The sequence below is a fragment of the Staphylococcus sp. HMSC068G11 genome, assembly GCF_001815825.1.
GTDB lineage: Bacteria > Bacillota > Bacilli > Staphylococcales > Staphylococcaceae > Staphylococcus > Staphylococcus epidermidis.
Window position 1 is genome coordinate 11,897 of sequence record NZ_KV822052.1, and the last position, 17,607, is coordinate 29,503.

General features: G+C 33.3%; 17 protein-coding genes and 1 pseudogene. 13 read left to right on the plus strand and 5 right to left on the minus strand.

Annotated features, from left to right (window positions below; all coding sequences use genetic code 11):
* Positions 1-35 precede the first annotated feature (35 nt).
* Genes HMPREF3058_RS00170 through HMPREF3058_RS00190 form a run of 5 tightly spaced genes read left to right on the plus strand, consistent with a single transcriptional unit; the run spans position 36 to position 4,291 of the window.
* A complete protein-coding gene (locus HMPREF3058_RS00170) occupies positions 36-1,223 on the plus strand; it encodes a betaine/proline/choline family ABC transporter ATP-binding protein (RefSeq protein ID WP_070731001.1) in 1,188 nt (395 codons plus the stop codon).
* Complete coding sequence (locus HMPREF3058_RS00175) at positions 1,220-1,855, plus strand: ABC transporter permease (protein WP_001830452.1); 636 nt, start codon at positions 1,220-1,222, stop codon at positions 1,853-1,855. Before HMPREF3058_RS00170 ends, HMPREF3058_RS00175 begins: the two co-directional genes overlap by 4 nt.
* An 18-nt stretch (positions 1,856-1,873) precedes the next feature.
* A complete protein-coding gene (locus HMPREF3058_RS00180) occupies positions 1,874-2,833 on the plus strand; it encodes an osmoprotectant ABC transporter substrate-binding protein (protein ID WP_070731004.1) in 960 nt (319 codons plus the stop codon).
* 2 nt (positions 2,834-2,835) lie between these two features.
* A complete protein-coding gene (locus tag HMPREF3058_RS00185) occupies positions 2,836-3,483 on the plus strand; it encodes an ABC transporter permease (RefSeq protein ID WP_001830555.1) in 648 nt (215 codons plus the stop codon).
* Between the two features lie 40 nt (positions 3,484-3,523).
* Positions 3,524-4,291 (plus strand): alpha/beta hydrolase, encoded by a 768-nt coding sequence (locus HMPREF3058_RS00190; protein ID WP_002484664.1) that lies wholly within the window; start codon positions 3,524-3,526, stop codon positions 4,289-4,291.
* 270 nt (positions 4,292-4,561) lie between these two features.
* On the opposite strand, the gene HMPREF3058_RS00195 is transcribed toward HMPREF3058_RS00190, so the two are convergent.
* The 3 genes from HMPREF3058_RS00195 to argF form a co-directional block, all read right to left on the minus strand.
* On the minus strand, positions 4,562-6,127 hold the full coding sequence (locus HMPREF3058_RS00195) for a YfcC family protein (RefSeq protein WP_080033780.1): 1,566 nt from the start codon (positions 6,125-6,127) through the stop codon (positions 4,562-4,564).
* A gap of 164 nt (positions 6,128-6,291) precedes the next feature.
* Positions 6,292-7,224, minus strand: a complete 933-nt coding sequence (gene arcC / locus HMPREF3058_RS00200) for a carbamate kinase (RefSeq protein ID WP_070731009.1) — start codon at positions 7,222-7,224, stop codon at positions 6,292-6,294.
* A gap of 22 nt (positions 7,225-7,246) precedes the next feature.
* Positions 7,247-8,248: an ornithine carbamoyltransferase gene (gene argF, locus HMPREF3058_RS00205; protein ID WP_002491300.1), complete on the minus strand. Its 1,002-nt coding sequence runs from the start codon at positions 8,246-8,248 to the stop codon at positions 7,247-7,249.
* Between the two features lie 483 nt (positions 8,249-8,731).
* Between argF and HMPREF3058_RS00210 the strand changes: the two genes are divergently transcribed.
* The 8 genes and pseudogenes from HMPREF3058_RS00210 (at position 8,732) to dhaM (ending at position 15,119) form a co-directional block, all read left to right on the plus strand.
* Positions 8,732-8,956 carry a hypothetical protein gene (locus HMPREF3058_RS00210; RefSeq protein WP_002446874.1) on the plus strand — a complete coding sequence of 75 codons (225 nt, stop codon included), beginning with the start codon at positions 8,732-8,734 and terminating at the stop codon, positions 8,954-8,956.
* A gap of 102 nt (positions 8,957-9,058) precedes the next feature.
* Positions 9,059-9,486 (plus strand): annotated as a pseudogene (locus tag HMPREF3058_RS00215) (FosB family fosfomycin resistance bacillithiol transferase).
* Between the two features lie 109 nt (positions 9,487-9,595).
* Positions 9,596-10,471: a 5'-nucleotidase, lipoprotein e(P4) family gene (locus HMPREF3058_RS00220; RefSeq protein WP_070731013.1), complete on the plus strand. Its 876-nt coding sequence runs from the start codon at positions 9,596-9,598 to the stop codon at positions 10,469-10,471.
* Between the two features lie 288 nt (positions 10,472-10,759).
* Complete coding sequence (gene bioB, locus HMPREF3058_RS00225) at positions 10,760-11,725, plus strand: biotin synthase BioB (RefSeq protein ID WP_070731017.1); 966 nt, start codon at positions 10,760-10,762, stop codon at positions 11,723-11,725.
* Positions 11,726-12,029: 304 nt separating this feature from the next.
* Entirely contained in the window at positions 12,030-13,133 is a 1,104-nt protein-coding gene (locus HMPREF3058_RS00230; RefSeq protein ID WP_002458095.1) for a glycerol dehydrogenase, read from the plus strand.
* 15 nt (positions 13,134-13,148) lie between these two features.
* On the plus strand, positions 13,149-14,111 hold the full coding sequence (gene dhaK, locus HMPREF3058_RS00235; RefSeq protein WP_002491305.1) for a dihydroxyacetone kinase subunit DhaK: 963 nt from the start codon (positions 13,149-13,151) through the stop codon (positions 14,109-14,111).
* A 54-nt stretch (positions 14,112-14,165) separates the two neighbouring features.
* Positions 14,166-14,741, plus strand: coding sequence for a dihydroxyacetone kinase subunit DhaL (gene dhaL / locus HMPREF3058_RS00240; RefSeq protein ID WP_002491250.1), 576 nt, complete (start codon positions 14,166-14,168; stop codon positions 14,739-14,741).
* A 3-nt stretch (positions 14,742-14,744) separates the two neighbouring features.
* Entirely contained in the window at positions 14,745-15,119 is a 375-nt protein-coding gene (dhaM, locus tag HMPREF3058_RS00245; protein WP_001830585.1) for a dihydroxyacetone kinase phosphoryl donor subunit DhaM, read from the plus strand.
* A gap of 303 nt (positions 15,120-15,422) precedes the next feature.
* Here the strand turns inward: dhaM and HMPREF3058_RS00250 are convergent, their stop codons facing one another.
* Together HMPREF3058_RS00250 and HMPREF3058_RS00255 are read right to left on the minus strand one after the other, a co-directional pair.
* Positions 15,423-16,019 carry a type I secretion system protein gene (locus tag HMPREF3058_RS00250; protein WP_070731019.1) on the minus strand — a complete coding sequence of 199 codons (597 nt, stop codon included), beginning with the start codon at positions 16,017-16,019 and terminating at the stop codon, positions 15,423-15,425.
* Between the two features lie 272 nt (positions 16,020-16,291).
* Positions 16,292-17,482, minus strand: coding sequence for an MFS transporter (locus tag HMPREF3058_RS00255; protein ID WP_070731022.1), 1,191 nt, complete (start codon positions 17,480-17,482; stop codon positions 16,292-16,294).
* Positions 17,483-17,607: the final 125 nt, after the last annotated feature.

The following is a 17,607-nucleotide window of genomic DNA, read 5'->3' on the forward strand; positions in this document are numbered from 1 at the left end:
AACAAATTGAATTACCTATAGAAAGGAATGGACATATGTTAAGTATTAAAAACTTATCAAAGGTCTATGCAGGTGGTAAAAAAGCTGTAGATAATATGACCATAAACATTGAATCAGGAGACTTTATTGCATTTATTGGGACAAGTGGTAGCGGTAAAACAACTGCCCTTAGAATGATTAATCGTATGATTGAATCTACAGAGGGAGAAATTACCATTGACGGTAAAAATATCAAAGAGCTTAATCCGGTTGAGCTTCGTCGCAGTATCGGTTATGTCATACAACAAATCGGCTTAATGCCACATATGACAGTGAAAGAGAATATTGTTCTCGTACCAAAGTTATTAAAATGGTCACAAGAGAAAAAGGATGAGAAAGCGAAAGAACTTATACGCTTAGTAGATTTACCAGAAGAATATTTAAATCGATATCCTTCAGAATTATCAGGTGGTCAACAACAACGTATTGGTGTTGTAAGAGCACTCGCAGCTGAACAAGATATTATTTTAATGGATGAACCGTTTGGTGCACTCGATCCAATCACAAGAGATACATTACAAGACTTAGTCAAAAAATTACAACAACAATTAGGAAAGACATTCATTTTTGTTACACATGATATGGATGAAGCAATCAAACTTGCAGATAAAATATGTATTATGACAAATGGACAGGTGATTCAATATGACACGCCAGATAATATTTTACGTAGTCCAGCGAATGATTTCGTTAGAGACTTTATTGGTCAGAATCGCTTAATTCAAGATAGACCTAATATCCGTACAGTTAAAGATGCGATGATTAAACCCGTGACAGTACATGTTGACCGTTCTCTTAATGATGCGGTGAATATTATGAGAGAGAAAAGAGTCGATACGATATTTGTTGTCGGCAATGATGAGCATTTATTGGGTTATTTAGATATTGAAGATATTAACGAAGGATTAAGACATCATAAAGAACTTATAGATACGATGCAACGAGATATTTATAGAGTACGTATTGATAGTAAGTTACAAGATTCTGTTCGTACAATTCTTAAACGTAATGTACGTAATGTACCCGTTGTTGACAGTGATAATAAAACATTATTAGGCCTTGTCACCCGAGCTAACCTTGTAGACATTGTTTATGACAGTATTTGGGGAGAGTTAGAATCGGGTAACAATGATAATCATTCTGGGATTGTTGAACCCGAGTCCACAGGAGTTGAGACACCATGATAAAGTTTATTTCGGAACATAGTGGTATGTTATTTGCAAAGACATTCGAACATTTGTACATATCGATAGTGGCATTGGTTATTGCAATGATTGTAGCGGTTCCTTTAGGCATTTTATTATCTAAAAAGGAAAAGCTTTCGAAAGTGTCATTGACGATAGCTGGCGTTTTACAAACGATACCTACATTAGCGGTATTAGCTTTAATGATTCCATTATTTGGTGTAGGAAAAACACCTGCAATTATAGCGTTATTTTTATATGTATTATTACCAATTTTAAATAATACGATTATAGGCATTCAAAATATAGATTCCAACCTTAGAGAAGCAGGACGTAGTATGGGAATGACTAACTTTCAATTGATGAAAGATGTGGAGTTGCCACTCGCATTACCATTAATACTTAGTGGAATTAGGCTGTCTTCTGTCTACGTTATTAGTTGGGCAACATTGGCAAGTTATGTTGGTGCTGGTGGTTTAGGTGATTTTATCTTTAACGGATTAGCGCTATTTGAACCGAGTATGATTATTACTGCAACTATTCTTGTCACTGCTATTGCACTTATTGTAGATTATGTTTTATCACTGATTGAAAAATGGGTTGTACCTAAAGGATTAAAAGTTTCCAGATAATCATTGAAGGAGGATAATATGAAGAATTATAAAAAATATCTAATTGTTTTAGTATTATGTCTAACAGTGTTATCTGGATGTAACTTACCCGGTTTAAAAAATAGTCATTCAGATGACGATGTTAGAATCACAAGTTTAGGAACAAGTGAATCACAAATTATATCGCACATGCTGAGATTACTTATTGAACATGATACAAAAGGTGAAATTAAACCTACCTTAATTAATAATTTAGGTTCAAGTACGATTCAACATAATGCTGTCACAAGTGGCCAAGCTAATATGTCAGGTACGCGTTATACAGGCACTGACTTAACAGGGGCGTTGAAAGAAGATCCGATTAAAGATCCTAAAAAGGCCATGAAAGCGACTCAAGAAGGGTTTAAAAAGAAATACAATCAAACCTTCTTCAATTCATATGGTTTTGAAAACACATATGCATTGATAGTAACAAAAGAGACAGCTAAGAAATATCATTTAGAAACTGTTTCAGACTTAGAAAAGCATGCTAAAGATTTAAGAGTAGGTATGGATAGTTCATGGATGGACCGTAAAGGTGACGGTTATCCAGCATTTAAAAAAGAATATGGCTATAGTTTCGGTACGGTAAGACCTATGCAAATTGGTCTTGTCTATGATGCACTGAGTTCTGGCAAATTAGACGTTGCCGTAGGTTATTCTACAGATGGACGTATTTCAGCATATGATTTAAAAGTGTTGAAAGATGATCGTCGATTCTTCCCACCATACGATGCCAGTCCACTTGCATCAGATCAATTGTTAAAAGAGAAGTCAGAGCTCAAACCGATTGTTAAAAAATTAGAAGGTAAGATATCAACAGAACAAATGCAAGAATTAAATTATCAAGCTGATGGTAAAGGGAAAGAGCCTGCAACAGTTGCAGAGGACTTCTTGAAAAAACATCATTATTTTGAAGACGATGACAATAAAAAAGATAAACAGAAAGGTGGTCAATAAACATGGAAGGGAATTTAATACAACAACTCGTTCACTACTATCAAATGAACTTTGGCTACCTATGGGAATTGTTTGTTAATCATTTGTTAATGTCTGTTTACGGTGTTTTACTAGCATGTTTAGTGGGCATACCTCTTGGTATCATCATTGCACGATTTGGTAAATTATCAGGTGTTATTATCACTATTGCGAATATTATTCAAACTGTTCCGGTTATTGCTATGTTAGCGATATTAATGCTTAGTATGGGACTTGGTATGAATACAGTCATTTTTACTGTGTTCTTATATGCCTTGCTTCCTATTATTAAAAATACGTATACAGGAATTAATGAAGTTGACCCAAATATTAAAGATGCTGGAAAAGGGATGGGTATGACGCGTAACCAAGTATTAACTATGATTGAGTTACCTCTGTCACTTTCAGTTATTATAGGTGGTATTCGGATTGCCCTTGTTGTAGCTATTGGTGTCGTAGCTGTAGGTTCATTTATTGGTGCACCAACATTAGGTGATATTGTGATTAGAGGTACAAATGCAACTGATGGAACACTATTTATTCTAGCAGGTGCCATACCTATCGTTATCATTGTCATACTTATAGATGTTTTATTACGTTTATTAGAGAAAAAGCTAGATCCAGCTACGTAAGTAATTTAATTTTTTACACAGGGAGGAGTGATCCAACATTATGGCTCATATTACATTAAATTATTTATCTAAAACTTTAGGAATGCATCAAACGATTAATGTCATTCTTCCAGAAGATAAAAGTTACTTTGATACAAATGAAAATGCGAAACCATTAAAAACTATGTTATTGCTACATGGTTTATCAAGTGATACTTCCTCTTATATGAGATATACGAGTATAGAACGCTATGCGAATACCCACCAACTAGCAGTGGTGATGCCTAATGCTGATCATAGTTTCTATTCAAATATGGCTTATGGACATAGTTATTATGACTATATACTAGAAGTTTATGATTATGTTCATCAAATATTTCCATTGTCTAAAAAGAGAGAAGATAATTTTATAGCAGGTCACTCTATGGGAGGTTATGGTGCAATCAAATTTGCATTAACGCAAAGTTATCGTTTCTCAAAAGCCGCTATGCTTTCAGCGCCATATGATGTTTCTATGATTGGTCAATATCAATGGTATGATTTTACTCCAGAAGCGATTGTAGGTAATACGCAACATGTCGCGGGGACATCTTTTGATCCATACTATTTAGTTGAACAAGCAATAGACAATGGACAAACGTTACCACAACTATATATTACTTGTGGAACTGAAGATGAATTGTATCAAGGTAATATTGATTTTGTGAACTATTTAGATGAAAAAGGTATTTCATATCAATTTAAAAAAGCGCCAGGTCATCACGATTATGCATTTTGGGATAAAGCAATAGAAGATGTCATTGACCGTTTTACATCATCACATATTTAAAATGAATGTTAGAATATAGTTAAATCCATACGGCTTTTGTTAAGATTAATAAAGAAGTGGGAGAGCGTACGTATTGAATGAGTTAGATTATTTCAACAATGAAGCGTCCCATGCATGTAAAATTTGAATATAGAACTTTTTTATTTAAGCATCGACTGCTCATATGCTAAGAACGCCTAGGACGACTATTAATGTTCTAGGCGTTCTTTTTTTCGTCATTTCTAAAAGATATAACTATGAATAGGTAAATATTTTTCCACTTTTAAAAGATTATGAGTATATTAAAACTTGTGTAATAAGTAAGCCTCCACCAAATATTAAAACAAACGCGACAACAGGCCATACGAAACGTAACCAGTGTGAGTAGCGCATGTTTAACATTTGAAGTGTTGCCATTACAAGTCCAGTAGGCGCTAAGAACAACATTGCATACTGACCGAATTGATATGTTGTAACAATAACAAATCTTGGTATACCTACTGTATCAGCTAATGGCGCAAAGATAGGCATAGATAGTACTGCTAATCCTGATGAGGACGGCACGATAAATCCTAAACAGAAAAAGATAAAGAGCAGAACAATGATAAATAAAGGCCCACTCATATGTTGCACGATAGATGATGAAAAGTGCAAGATTGTGTCAGAAATCATTCCTTTATTCAATACTAAGTTGATTCCTCGAGCTAAACCAATGATTAAAGATACACCTACTAAACTTGAAGCGCCATTAACGAATGCATCTACAGTGCCTTTTTCGCCTAAACCATATTGTCCTGTTCCAGCAATAAACATGATGACAATGGTAAAGATCAAGAATGCAGATGCCATGACTGGGAACCACCATCCTTGTGTCATGACGCCCCAAACCATAATAGGGAATGGTAGGACGAAAAGCGTAAGAATAATCTTTTTACGTAATGTAAACTCAGAAGAACCGTCATCATGGAGCACAGACCACTGTTTTTCAAATGCTGCTTTGTCTTCATAAGAATAAGAGGATTTAGGATCTTTTTTAATTTTTTTACAATACCAGAATAAATAACTAATAACAAATATGGCACCGATGATACAAGCGCCTATTCTCCAATAAAGACCATCAGTAAAAGTTGTTCCTGCTGCATTAGAAGCAATGACGACTGAGAATGGGTTGATTGTTGAGAATGTACTACCCACAGAGCTTGCTAAGAAAATTGCACCGACTGAGACAATAGAATCATATCCAAGCGCAATAAATATTGGAACGAGTACAGGATAGAACGCTACAGCTTCCTCTTCAATGCCACATAGTGTTCCACCCAGAATCATTAAAATTGCTACGAACATAATCAACATAAATTCGTGGCCTTTCGTTTTTTGAGTAAGTGCTAACAATCCTGATTCAAAGGACCCACTCGCTTGAACAACGCCAATCAATCCACCTAGAACAAGTATAAAGACCATAATATCGACGGCTTCGATGGTTCCTTTAACCATGCTACTGGTAATTTGATCAAGACCAGCTGGATGTTGTTTTAAACGTTCGTAAGTATTAGGAATTGAAACGGGTTTATTAATTGCACCAGATTTAAATTGTTCTATTTTGATTTTAACTCCTAATCGATCAAGCTCTTTTTGTGTTCCAGGAACTTTTTTTACCTGATGATGAGGATTAACAATTTTTAATTCTTGGGATGAAGGTTCATATGAAAGTTTTGAGTATGCACCCGCGGGGATTATCCAAGTTGCTATAACTGCGACAACTGTTAGGATAAAGAGAATCATAAATGCACCTGGCATTCTAAAGTTAAAACGTTTTTTCTTTTTATTATCATTGATCGCTTGTTCCAACGGTTTCATCTCCTTCGACAGTTAACCTAAAATAAAAGCCTATCAATTGAATTTGGTTAGTATTTTACATGATTGATTAAGGAAGTGCACCCTGCTTGAAATGGAGAGGAGTGGAATAACAGGATGCACTGTATGAATATGTTTAAATTAATTTCTACTTATGCGTTAAAATGCTATTTTGTAATGAGTGTGCCAATTTTACCTTCTAGTGCTGCATCTAATTGGCTTAATGATGTGATGAGCACGCTACCGTTAGGATTATTTTCAATAAAGGAGATGGCAGATTCAATTTTAGGTAGCATGCTGCCTTTGGCGAATTGTTCTTCTTCAATATATGTTTTAAGCGTATCTATATTTGTTGTTTTAAGTGCTTGCTGTTTGTCAGTATGATAGTTGATATAAACATAATCAATCGCTGTTAAAATAATGAGTTGATCACAATGAATATCAGCACCTAATAATGCACTTGTTTTGTCTTTATCAATGACGGCATCTATACCTTTAAAGCTATCGTGCTGCTCACGAATGACTGGTATACCACCTCCACCTGCAGCGATGACAAGTGTGTCATTTTCTATTAGAGTTTTAATACTTTTCAGTTCGATAATAGATATTGGTTGTGGTGATGGTACGACGCGACGGTAACCTCGACCAGCATCTTCTACAAATTGATAACCTTTTTCCTGTTGAATACGATGTGCTTCTTCTTTAGTGTAGAACAGACCGATGGGTTTACTAGGACTATTAAAAGCTGGGTCGCCTTCATCAACTTCTACTTGAGTAACTAGTGTGACAACTTGCTTATCTATGCCCATTGAATGAAGTTCATTTTGTAAACTTTCTTGAAGTTGATAGCCGATGTAGGCTTGACTCATAGCGCCACATTCAGCAAATGGAAAAGCAGGACCTTGATCGTGTTCAGCTGCATAATTCAGACCAAGGTTAATACTTCCTACTTGTGGTCCATTACCGTGACTGATCACAATTTCGTGACCTTTAGTAATTAATCCTACTAGGGATTTAGCTGTATTTTTTACTAATTCAAGTTGTTCTCGTGGTGATTTTCCTAAAGCGTTTCCACCTAAAGCTACTACAATTTTAGCCATTTCACTCACTTCCTTCTATAATTTAGAATTCTCCTAAAGTTGCTACCATGACTGCTTTAATTGTATGCATTCTATTCTCAGCTTCTTGGAATACTACAGAAGCTTTGCTTTCGAAGACATCATCAGTGACTTCCATTTCACTAATGCCATATTTTTCATAAATTTGTTGACCAATTTTAGTTTCAGCATTGTGGAAAGAAGGTAAACAATGTTCAAAAATAACATTTGGATTGCCTGTTTTTTCTAATAGTGCTTGGTTAACTTGATATGGTTTTAAAAGTTTAAGGCGTTCTTGCCATACTTCATCAGGTTCGCCCATTGATACCCAAACATCTGTATAAATAACATCAGAATCTTTCACGCCTTTATCAATATCATCTGTTATTAAAATGTTACCGCCATTTTCCGCCGCAATACGTTCGCAACGATTTAATAATTCCTCTGTCGGATTGAGTTCTTTAGGACAAACAAGATGGAAATTCATACCCATAATGGCAGCACCTTGCATTAATGCGTTAGCAACATTGTTACGTCCATCGCCAACATAAGTGAAGTTGATATCAGCATACTCTTTTTTCAATACCTCTTTAGCAGTTAAAAAATCAGCAAGTACTTGTGTAGGGTGATCTTCATCGGTTAATCCATTCCATACTGGAACACCTGAATATTGTGCTAATGTTTCTACAGTACGTTGAGAGAAACCTCGGTATTCAATACCATCATACATACCACCAAGCACACGTGCTGTATCTTTAGCAGTCTCTTTTTTACCCATTTGAGAACCTGTTGGTCCAAGATAAGTGACGTGTGCACCTTGATCATGTGCGGCAACTTCGAATGCGCAACGTGTTCTAGTAGAATCTTTTTCAAAAAGAAGTGCGATATTTTTATTTTTTAGCATAGGCTTTTCAGTGCCGATATATTTGGCACGCTTCAAATCTTCGGAAAGTGTTAATAAAAATTCTACCTCTTGTCGTGAAAAGTCTAATAAAGTTAAAAAGCTTCTGTTACGTAAATTTTTCATCAATAACAACTCCTTGTGAATGAATTACAATTTTATTGTAAGCGTTTCCTTGAAGTTTTCAACTCACCTCAAAAATTGTAATTTTTTATTAATAAATCAATGAACTTTTTATTAACATTGGATTTGAATAGTGTAAAATTGGTCAAAAAGGTTTATGTTTAAGATAAAACCAACTTTAAAGAATTTAGAAAATTCAATTAAAGTGAATTTAACACATTTTAAATAATGAAGTTAGGTTAGCATCGAAATGTAAGTGGTATGTTAATTGAATAAACTGTAGTAATTTCTTTATATTATTAGTGAATTCTCAAAATAGTTGTAAAATTATATTGATTAATCACCTATTCTTTATTATATTTAGAAACATCTCTTACAATAAACCACAACTTACATGAAATATAAGCTATCAGTGGATTATTCTAGTTAAATTGAAGGTTATTCAAAGTAAAAAGGGCATATTAGTATAATAGGAGGAATAGTAAGATGAAAGTGTATAAGTTGAATTATCAACACCATAAAGATATTGTTGATAATAATGTATTAACGATGTTTGTAACAGCTGACAATCAAGATGAAGTTGAAGCGTTTGCGAAAAAACTACATTACAAGATTGAACATTTATCTCCATTAACTAAAAAGGAATTTGAAGAAGAGAAAGCGAAAGATTCACACTATAGACTTGAACACGTGGATCACTATTTAAATTAATTATTTAATCATATATCAACACATCCTGTAATCATTCGTTTGGTTACAGTTTTTTTACGCATGATATTAAATTTTAACTTCACTATTACAAGGAGTGTATAAATGGAAATAACAAGTGTTAATCATATTTGTTTTTCAGTAAGTGATTTAAATACCTCTATACAATTTTATAAAGATATTTTACAAGGTGACTTATTAGTATCAGGTAGAACGACAGCATATTTAACTATTGGTCATACTTGGATTGCACTGAATCAAGAAAAAATATACCAAGGAATGAAATAAACCATTCCTATACGCACGTTGCTTTCTCCATAGATGAAGAAGATTTTCAAAAGTGGATTCAATGGCTTAAAGAGAATCAAGTAAATATTTTAAAAGGGCGACCAAGAGACATTAAAGACAAAAAGTCGATATATTTTACAGATCCGGATGGGCATAAAATTGAATTACATACTGGGACACTAAAAGATAGAATGGAATATTATAAAAGTGAGAAGGCGCATATGCAATTTTACGATGAGTTTTGATATTTTAATTGATATGTAATTTTTTGTAAAAAATTTTATGATTCATTTTGTAATAAAATTACTATATACTAAAATTTGTAATTTTCAATTATTTTAATGAGGTGAATCAATGAATAAATTATCAAAGTACATTGCAATAGCTACACTAGCATCGACAGTTACAATTTCAGCACCAATTCATACATATGCATGTGAATCTCATACTAAAGATAACCATAATCATACGACACAACATCAAAATGACCCCAACCTTGGTGAACAAAATGTAATGGCTGTCTCATGGTATCAAAATTCTGCCGAAGCGAAGGCACTTTATCTACAGGGATACAATACTGCGAAATATCAGTTAGATGAACATATTAAAAAGCATAAAGGTAAGAAAAAACTTGCTATAGCTTTAGACTTAGATGAAACAGTGCTTGATAATTCACCATATCAAGGATATGCTTCTATGCACGATACATCTTTTCCAGAAGGATGGCATGAATGGGTTGCAGCAGCGAAGGCAAAACCTGTGTATGGTGCCAAATCATTCTTAAAATATGCTGACAAAAAAGGTATCGATATTTACTATATTTCTGACCGTGATAAAGAAAAAGATTTTAAAGCTACAAAGGAAAATTTAAAAAATATTGGACTACCGCAAGCGAAAGATAATCATATTTTACTAAAAGGGAAAAACGATAAAAGTAAAGCATCACGACGTCAACAAGTCGAAAAAAATCATAAGTTAGTGATGTTATTTGGTGACAATTTGTTAGATTTTACAGATCCTAAAAAGTCTACTGCTAAAGAACGTGAGAAACTCGTGCAGAAACATGAAAAAGATTTTGGCACAAAGTATATTATTTTCCCTAATCCAATGTATGGAAGTTGGGAATCTACACTTTATCATAACAATTACCAAATAAGTAAGAATGAAAAGGATGAACTACGAAAGACATCAATTAAACAATTTAATCCTAAAACGGGTGAAGTAAAATAATTCCTGACATTAAATACTAAACTTCTATTAGTAAAAGAAAGTTTTGCACATAATGATTGTATTGTGTGCAGACATTTTAATAATTAATAAAGTTATATTTACATGGAGTACTTTAATTCCGTGTTATACCATTGCGAGGATGAAACAATGTACGCGTTGTTTCATCCTTATTTTATAAATATTTTCAATCGTATCTAGATTAATGTAAACTTATAATAGGTAAAAGTTTACAATTTGCAATCGGATGATTTGAAAATGATAATTTTTAAGAAAAAGGAGTTAAAGATTATGACATTAAACCTAGCCCAACGTGTGTTAAATCAAGAGTCATTAACAAAAGATGAAGCAATATCTATTTTCGAAAATGCTGAAATTGATACATTCGATTTATTAAATGAAGCCTATACAGTGAGAAAACATTACTACGGTAAAAAAGTTAAGCTTAATATGATATTAAATGCTAAAAGTGGTATCTGTGCAGAAGATTGTGGGTACTGTGGGCAATCTGTAAAAATGAAAGAAAAGCAACGTTATGCACTTGTTGAACAGGACCAAATTAAAGAAGGTGCTCAAGTGGCAACTGAAAATCAAATCGGTACATATTGTATCGTTATGAGTGGTAGAGGACCTAGTAACAGAGAAGTCGATCATATTTGTGAAACAGTAGAAGATATTAAAAAGGTACACCCACAACTAAAGATTTGTGCATGCTTAGGATTAACGAAAGAAGAACAAGCTAAAAAATTAAAGACTGCTGGTGTCGATCGTTATAATCATAATTTAAATACGAGTGAGCGTTATCACGATGAAGTAGTAACTACACATACATATGAGGATAGAGTGAATACGGTTGAAATGATGAAAGATAATAATATTTCTCCTTGTTCAGGCGTGATATGTGGTATGGGAGAGTCAAATGAGGACATTATTGATATGGCATTTGCTTTAAGCGCCATCGATGCTGATAGCATTCCTATTAATTTTTTACATCCTATTAAAGGAACTAAATTCGGTGGATTAGATTTATTGTCACCAATGAAATGTTTAAGAATTATAGCGATGTTTAGGTTAATCAATCCAACAAAAGAAATTAGAATTGCAGGTGGACGGGAGGTAAATCTACGTTCATTACAACCACTCGCATTGAAAGCGGCTAATTCAATTTTTGTAGGAGATTACTTAATTACAGGTGGTCAACCGAATGAGGAAGATTATCGCATGATTGAAGATTTAGGGTTTGAAATCGACAGTTAAATTATGATTGAAAATATTTTTAATCAATGTAAATGTAATTTTAAATAAATTGTCATAATGCACTAACCATGCGCTGTTTTAATGAAATTTCAAAAGAATTAACAACAATTTAATCAAATTCTATTAAATTTTCGGTGGATAATCCTTTAAAAAATTTTTTGAAAGCGTATACTAGTAATTGAGAGATGAGAGACAGTATGATCCATGCTTATTAAAAATTAAGATTAGGGGAATGAGATTACATTATTTCATTTTAAATCTTATTTTTTAATATAAATATAAAAGATGTTTTGGAGGAATACTTATGTCTAAATTTATTTATCAATCACCAGGAAGATATGTACAAGGGAAAGGTATTGTTAGCTCTATCGCTGAAGAAACAGAACGTCTTGGTAGTCATGCGTTGATTATTGCAGACGAAGTAGTTTGGAATATTACTGAAGAAAAAATAAAAGAAAGTTTCTCAGCAAATAACAACGTTGATTTTGAATATGAAGTATTTAAAGGAGAATCTTCTGAAGAAGAAATTCAACGTATAGCCAAACAATATAAAGAAAAAAATATTGACGTTGTTATTGGTTTAGGTGGAGGTAAAGCGTTAGATACAGGTAAAGCTGTAGCATTTGAACTTAAAGCAAGCGTCATCGATTTTGCGTCTACAGCATCAATGGATGCACCAACAGCAGCAGTATCTGTTATTTATAACGAAGATGGATCATTTAGTGGTTATGAATTCTACCCTAAAAACCCTGATACAGTTATCGTAGATTCTGAAATTGTTGCACAAGCACCTGTACGTTTATTTGCATCAGGTATGAGTGATGGTTTAGCAACATTAATCGAAGTTGAATCTACACTTCGTAGACAAGGGCAAAACATGTTCCATGGCAAACCGACATTAGCAAGTTTAGCAATCGCTCAAAAATGTGAAGAAGTTATTTTTGAATATGGTTATAGTGCTTATACTTCTGTAGAAAATCATATCGTGACACCACAAGTAGATGCTGTGATTGAAGCCAATACATTACTTTCAGGTTTAGGATTTGAAAACGGTGGACTAGCAGGTGCACACGCAATTCATAATGGATTCACAGCTTTAGAAGGAGACATCCACCACTTAACTCATGGTGAAAAAGTGGCATACGGTATTTTAGTACAATTAGTACTTGAAAATGCCCCAACTGAAAAATTCATGAAATACAAAACATTCTTCGATAATATCAATATGCCAACAACATTAGAAGGTCTTCACATTGAAAACACAAGTTATGAAGAATTAGTTCAAGTAGGTGAACGTGCATTAACACCAAACGATACGTTTGCTAACTTAAGTGATAAAATCACTGCTGATGAAATCGCAGACGCAATTTTAACTGTTAATGATTTATCTAAAAGTCAGTTCAACTAAAAGGAGTCGCTTTGAATGAAAAAGTTAATTCAAGATAAAAACACAATTTTAAAAGATATGCTTGATGGAATTACAGTTTCAAACAACGATGTTGAAGTTGTATCTGACACTATTGTTGTTAGAAAGCATAAAAAGCAATCAGGTGTTGCACTCGTTTCTGGAGGCGGTAGTGGACATGAACCTGCACACGCTGGATTTGTAGCAGAAGGCATGCTCGATGCAGCTGTATGTGGAGAAATATTCACTTCACCTACACCTGATAAAATATTAGATGCCATTAAAGCTGTGGACAATGGTGATGGCGTTCTACTTGTCATTAAAAACTATGCAGGAGACGTTATGAACTTTGAAATGGCTCAAGAAATGGCTCAAATGGAAGATATTAAAGTTGAAAGTGTTATCGTCAGAGATGATATTGCTATTTCTGACCCAGAAAAACGCCGTGGTGTAGCGGGTACAGTGTTTGTGCATAAATATGCTGGATACCTAGCTGAAAAAGGTGTTGCACTTGATGAAATCAAATCTAAAGTTGATGCGCTTTTACCAGATATTAAAAGTATTGGTATGGCATTAACGCCTCCAATGGTGCCCACAACTGGTAAAAATGGTTTCGATATTGAAGACAATCAAATGGAAATTGGTATCGGTATTCACGGTGAAAAAGGTTTACATCGTGAAGACGTACAACCCATCAACGTGATTGTTGAACGTTTACTCGATCAGTTGTACAAAGAAATTGAGAAAAAACCTTTAATCGTAATGGTTAATGGTATGGGTGGTACGCCGCTATCAGAATTAAATATAGTTACTAAATATCTAGATGAACAATTCAATCAGAATGATATTGATGTTAAACAATGGTTCGTAGGTGACTATATGACAGCGTTAGACATGCAAGGCTTCTCTATTACTGTACTCCCCTTCAGTGAAGAAGTGAGTGAAGCTTTAGCTGCACCTACAGCAAGTAAATATTTTTAATTTTAAAATTCAATAAGTAATAAATATATATTAAATTTTGAGGTGACTTAGAGGATGAATGTAGCAGATATCAAAGCACGCTTATTAGATTTAGAAAATACTTTTAAAGAAAAAGAAAGTGAACTGACTGATTTAGACAGAGCTATTGGTGATGGAGATCATGGCGTAAATATGGTCAGAGGTTTCGAACACTTAAAAGAAAAAATAGATGATCAAAGTATGCAAGCGCTATTCAAATCAACAGGTATGACGTTAATGTCTAACGTAGGTGGTGCTTCTGGACCATTATACGGGTTTGGTTTTATCAAAATGGCGAGTGCGGTGAATGATGAAATTGATCATGATAATCTTAAAGACGTACTTAAAGCGTTTGCTGATGGCATTCAACAACGTGGTAAAGTCGAATTAAATGAAAAAACGATGTATGATGTTATCGAACGTGCGAGAGAAGCTGTTGAAAATAATGAAACAGTAGATCTTGATAAACTACAATCATTTGCTAATGAAACCAAAGATATGGTAGCTACTAAAGGCCGTGCATCATATTTTAACGAAGCTTCAAAAGGTTATATTGATCCTGGTGCACAAAGTAGTGTTTATATTCTTAATGCAATTATAGGAGGAGAGTAAGTCATGACATCTATAGTAGTAGTAAGTCATAGTCATAAAATCGCAGAAGGTGTTAAACAATTAATCAATCAAATGACTGACGGTGGTGTTGACCTTATTGCCGTTGGTGGCTTAAGTGACGATGAAATCGGTACATCATTTGATCAAATCGTCTCTGTAATTAATGGACTTGAAAATGATGCGCTTTGTTTCTATGACATCGGTTCAGCAGGCATGAATTTAGACACAGCTTTAGAAATGTACGAAGGTGACCACAAAATTGTTAAAATGGAAGCGCCAATCGTTGAAGGAAGCTTTATTGCCAGTGTAGGAATTAAATCAAATATGAGTATGGATAGTGTTATCTCTGAAGTAAGAGCTAAATATCCTGAAGAATAACATGTAAAGATAGAGCGTAAATATTGAAATTGTCGCTAGGAGTACCATAGCTAGTTATAGTTATGGTACTCCTAGTTTTTAGTGTTAGTATACATACTAAAAGCAAAATGTAGTGGTAACTAAGATATTGTAAACATGTTTCTGGTTAAATAGCTGAAAGATTTGTAAAAATTATAAAATCGAAAAAGATAAATAAGCTCAAAACATAAAGGAAAATTTGTTTGTATAAGCATTATTAATGAATATTGCTTTCTGTCTTATAATGTTTCATGTGTTGGTCACATATGACAAAGTTTGATGAAGTTAATATTTTTTATTTTTATAAATTGCGTCGGATTTATCTACAGTAGGATTTAGTGTTGGTTTATATAGTTGGTGATTAGCATATTCGGTTTTAGCAAATGCTTCTAATTTATCTATAAATTGATCTATTTCGATGTCTAGCTTTCTTTTAGAGAAAGTGATGCCATTTTTATCAAAATCCGGTGTATTATATTGATGATGATAAATCTTATAAGCTACTTTAAGTTTGTTATATTGATTTTCGACTGGTTCATAGCTACCTAATAATTTTTGTATTATTGTATTCGATTGATCGCTATGATGACTCATTAGAGAAATTAGGTTTTGAACATGGGTATCAAGAGATTTAAAATCTGTTTCAATATCTTGATAAATTTCCATTGTATTTTCTTTACTAAAGTTAGAAGTCTCGAAATTTAAGTAGTTATTTCTTACTTTTGCAGCTTTATAAGCTGTAACATCTAAAGAACTAACTTGATCGTTATGATAATCTTTACTTTTATCTTTATCCTCTTTTCTAAATTGGAACCAAAGTGCTATAAATGTACCTGCTAAAGTAAAAATGCCTCCGACTATTGCAGCTAAAAATTCACTCAACAATATCACCTCTATTAAATATTTTATAATCATATGATAATACTATATATTGTGTATTGCAAAAAATGCTGTGCTTATATTTAAGTATTAGCATATATTCTTTTGTTTATTTTACAAACTTGATATTAATATAATTTGAATGAAAAAATGAAGTTATCATACTTTAATAGTATAACCACTTAGAGATTTTAACTTTCAACCCTAAGTGGCTATTTAATAAATTTATACGGTGTTTTAATTATAAATTGTTTGGAATAATTTCAATATTCTCATTAGTTGAGTGGATTTTTGTGCATTCTACCGTGAACGTAGTAATACAGAATAAGTGCTATGATAACAAGCATCCCCATTGCCATATATAAATGACGATAACCAATAAATGGTATGATGATACCTAAAATAAATGGCCCCATACCTGCACCGAAATCTGCAAAGATATAGAATGTCGACGTTGCTAAGCCCATTTTATTTGCAGGTGATTGTTGAATTGCAATTGCTTGAGCAGTAGGTACGATAGTGCCATAACCAAAGCCGATGAATGCAGCTGCAATAAGTAAAATGATGCTTGTATGAGTAAAACCGAGAATAATAAGACCAAATGTAAAGCTCAGTAAAACTGGATACATTACTTTGTTCTCACCATAATTGTCATAAATTTTACCTGTAAATGGGCGTGTGATAAACGTAACAATCGCAAAGACAATGAAGAAGAAACTTGATGTAGTAACGAGATTGATTTTTTCAGAGTAAATAGATAAAAATGATAAGACACTAGAATAAGCGACACCAATTAAAATGACCACCAAAGAAATAGGTAGTGCTTCTTTTTGTAGGTAAGCGTGTATACCACTTGGTTGATCTTTAGCTTCGATATTAAGATTAAGTACGGGTAGTTTTTTAATAAAAATACTTAATACAAATGCTATAAGAATACTTAATAGACTGACAACAAAGATAGATTTAAACCCTAAATGGTTATTAAAAACTAATCCAATAAAAGGGCCAATAGCAGAAGCAAGTGTTACACTTAATCCATAATAACCAATACCTTCACCTTTTCGATTCTCTGGGATGATTCGAGATGAAATGGTTCCTGTTGCCGTTGATGAGAATCCAAAGGCTATACCATGAATAAATCGAATCAACATAAGAATCCATAAGCTTGTGATAGTGAAGTATAATGCTATCGCAATAATTGAAAAGATGACGCCGTAAAGTAAGACCTTTTTAGGTTGTAAGTGATCTATAATTCTACCAGAACCTAAACGTCCAGCTAGCATACCAATAATAAATATACCTGCTGCTAATCCACCTATACTTTCAGAGGCATGATATCTATCAATAGTATATTCAGTGATCGTTACGACCAACATGTAATGAATTAAATACATGAATAAGTTAACGAAAGTAATAGATATAAAGTCTTTCGTCCACAAACGGTTATTCGTTGATTGATTCGACATGCTATCCCTCCTCAATATAATGAAATTCTACGTTCTTAATGTTGTCATAACATCTATTATATATATCGGATATACTAATGTATAATTAGAATTAATTAATATAATATAAGTAAAGCTTATATAAG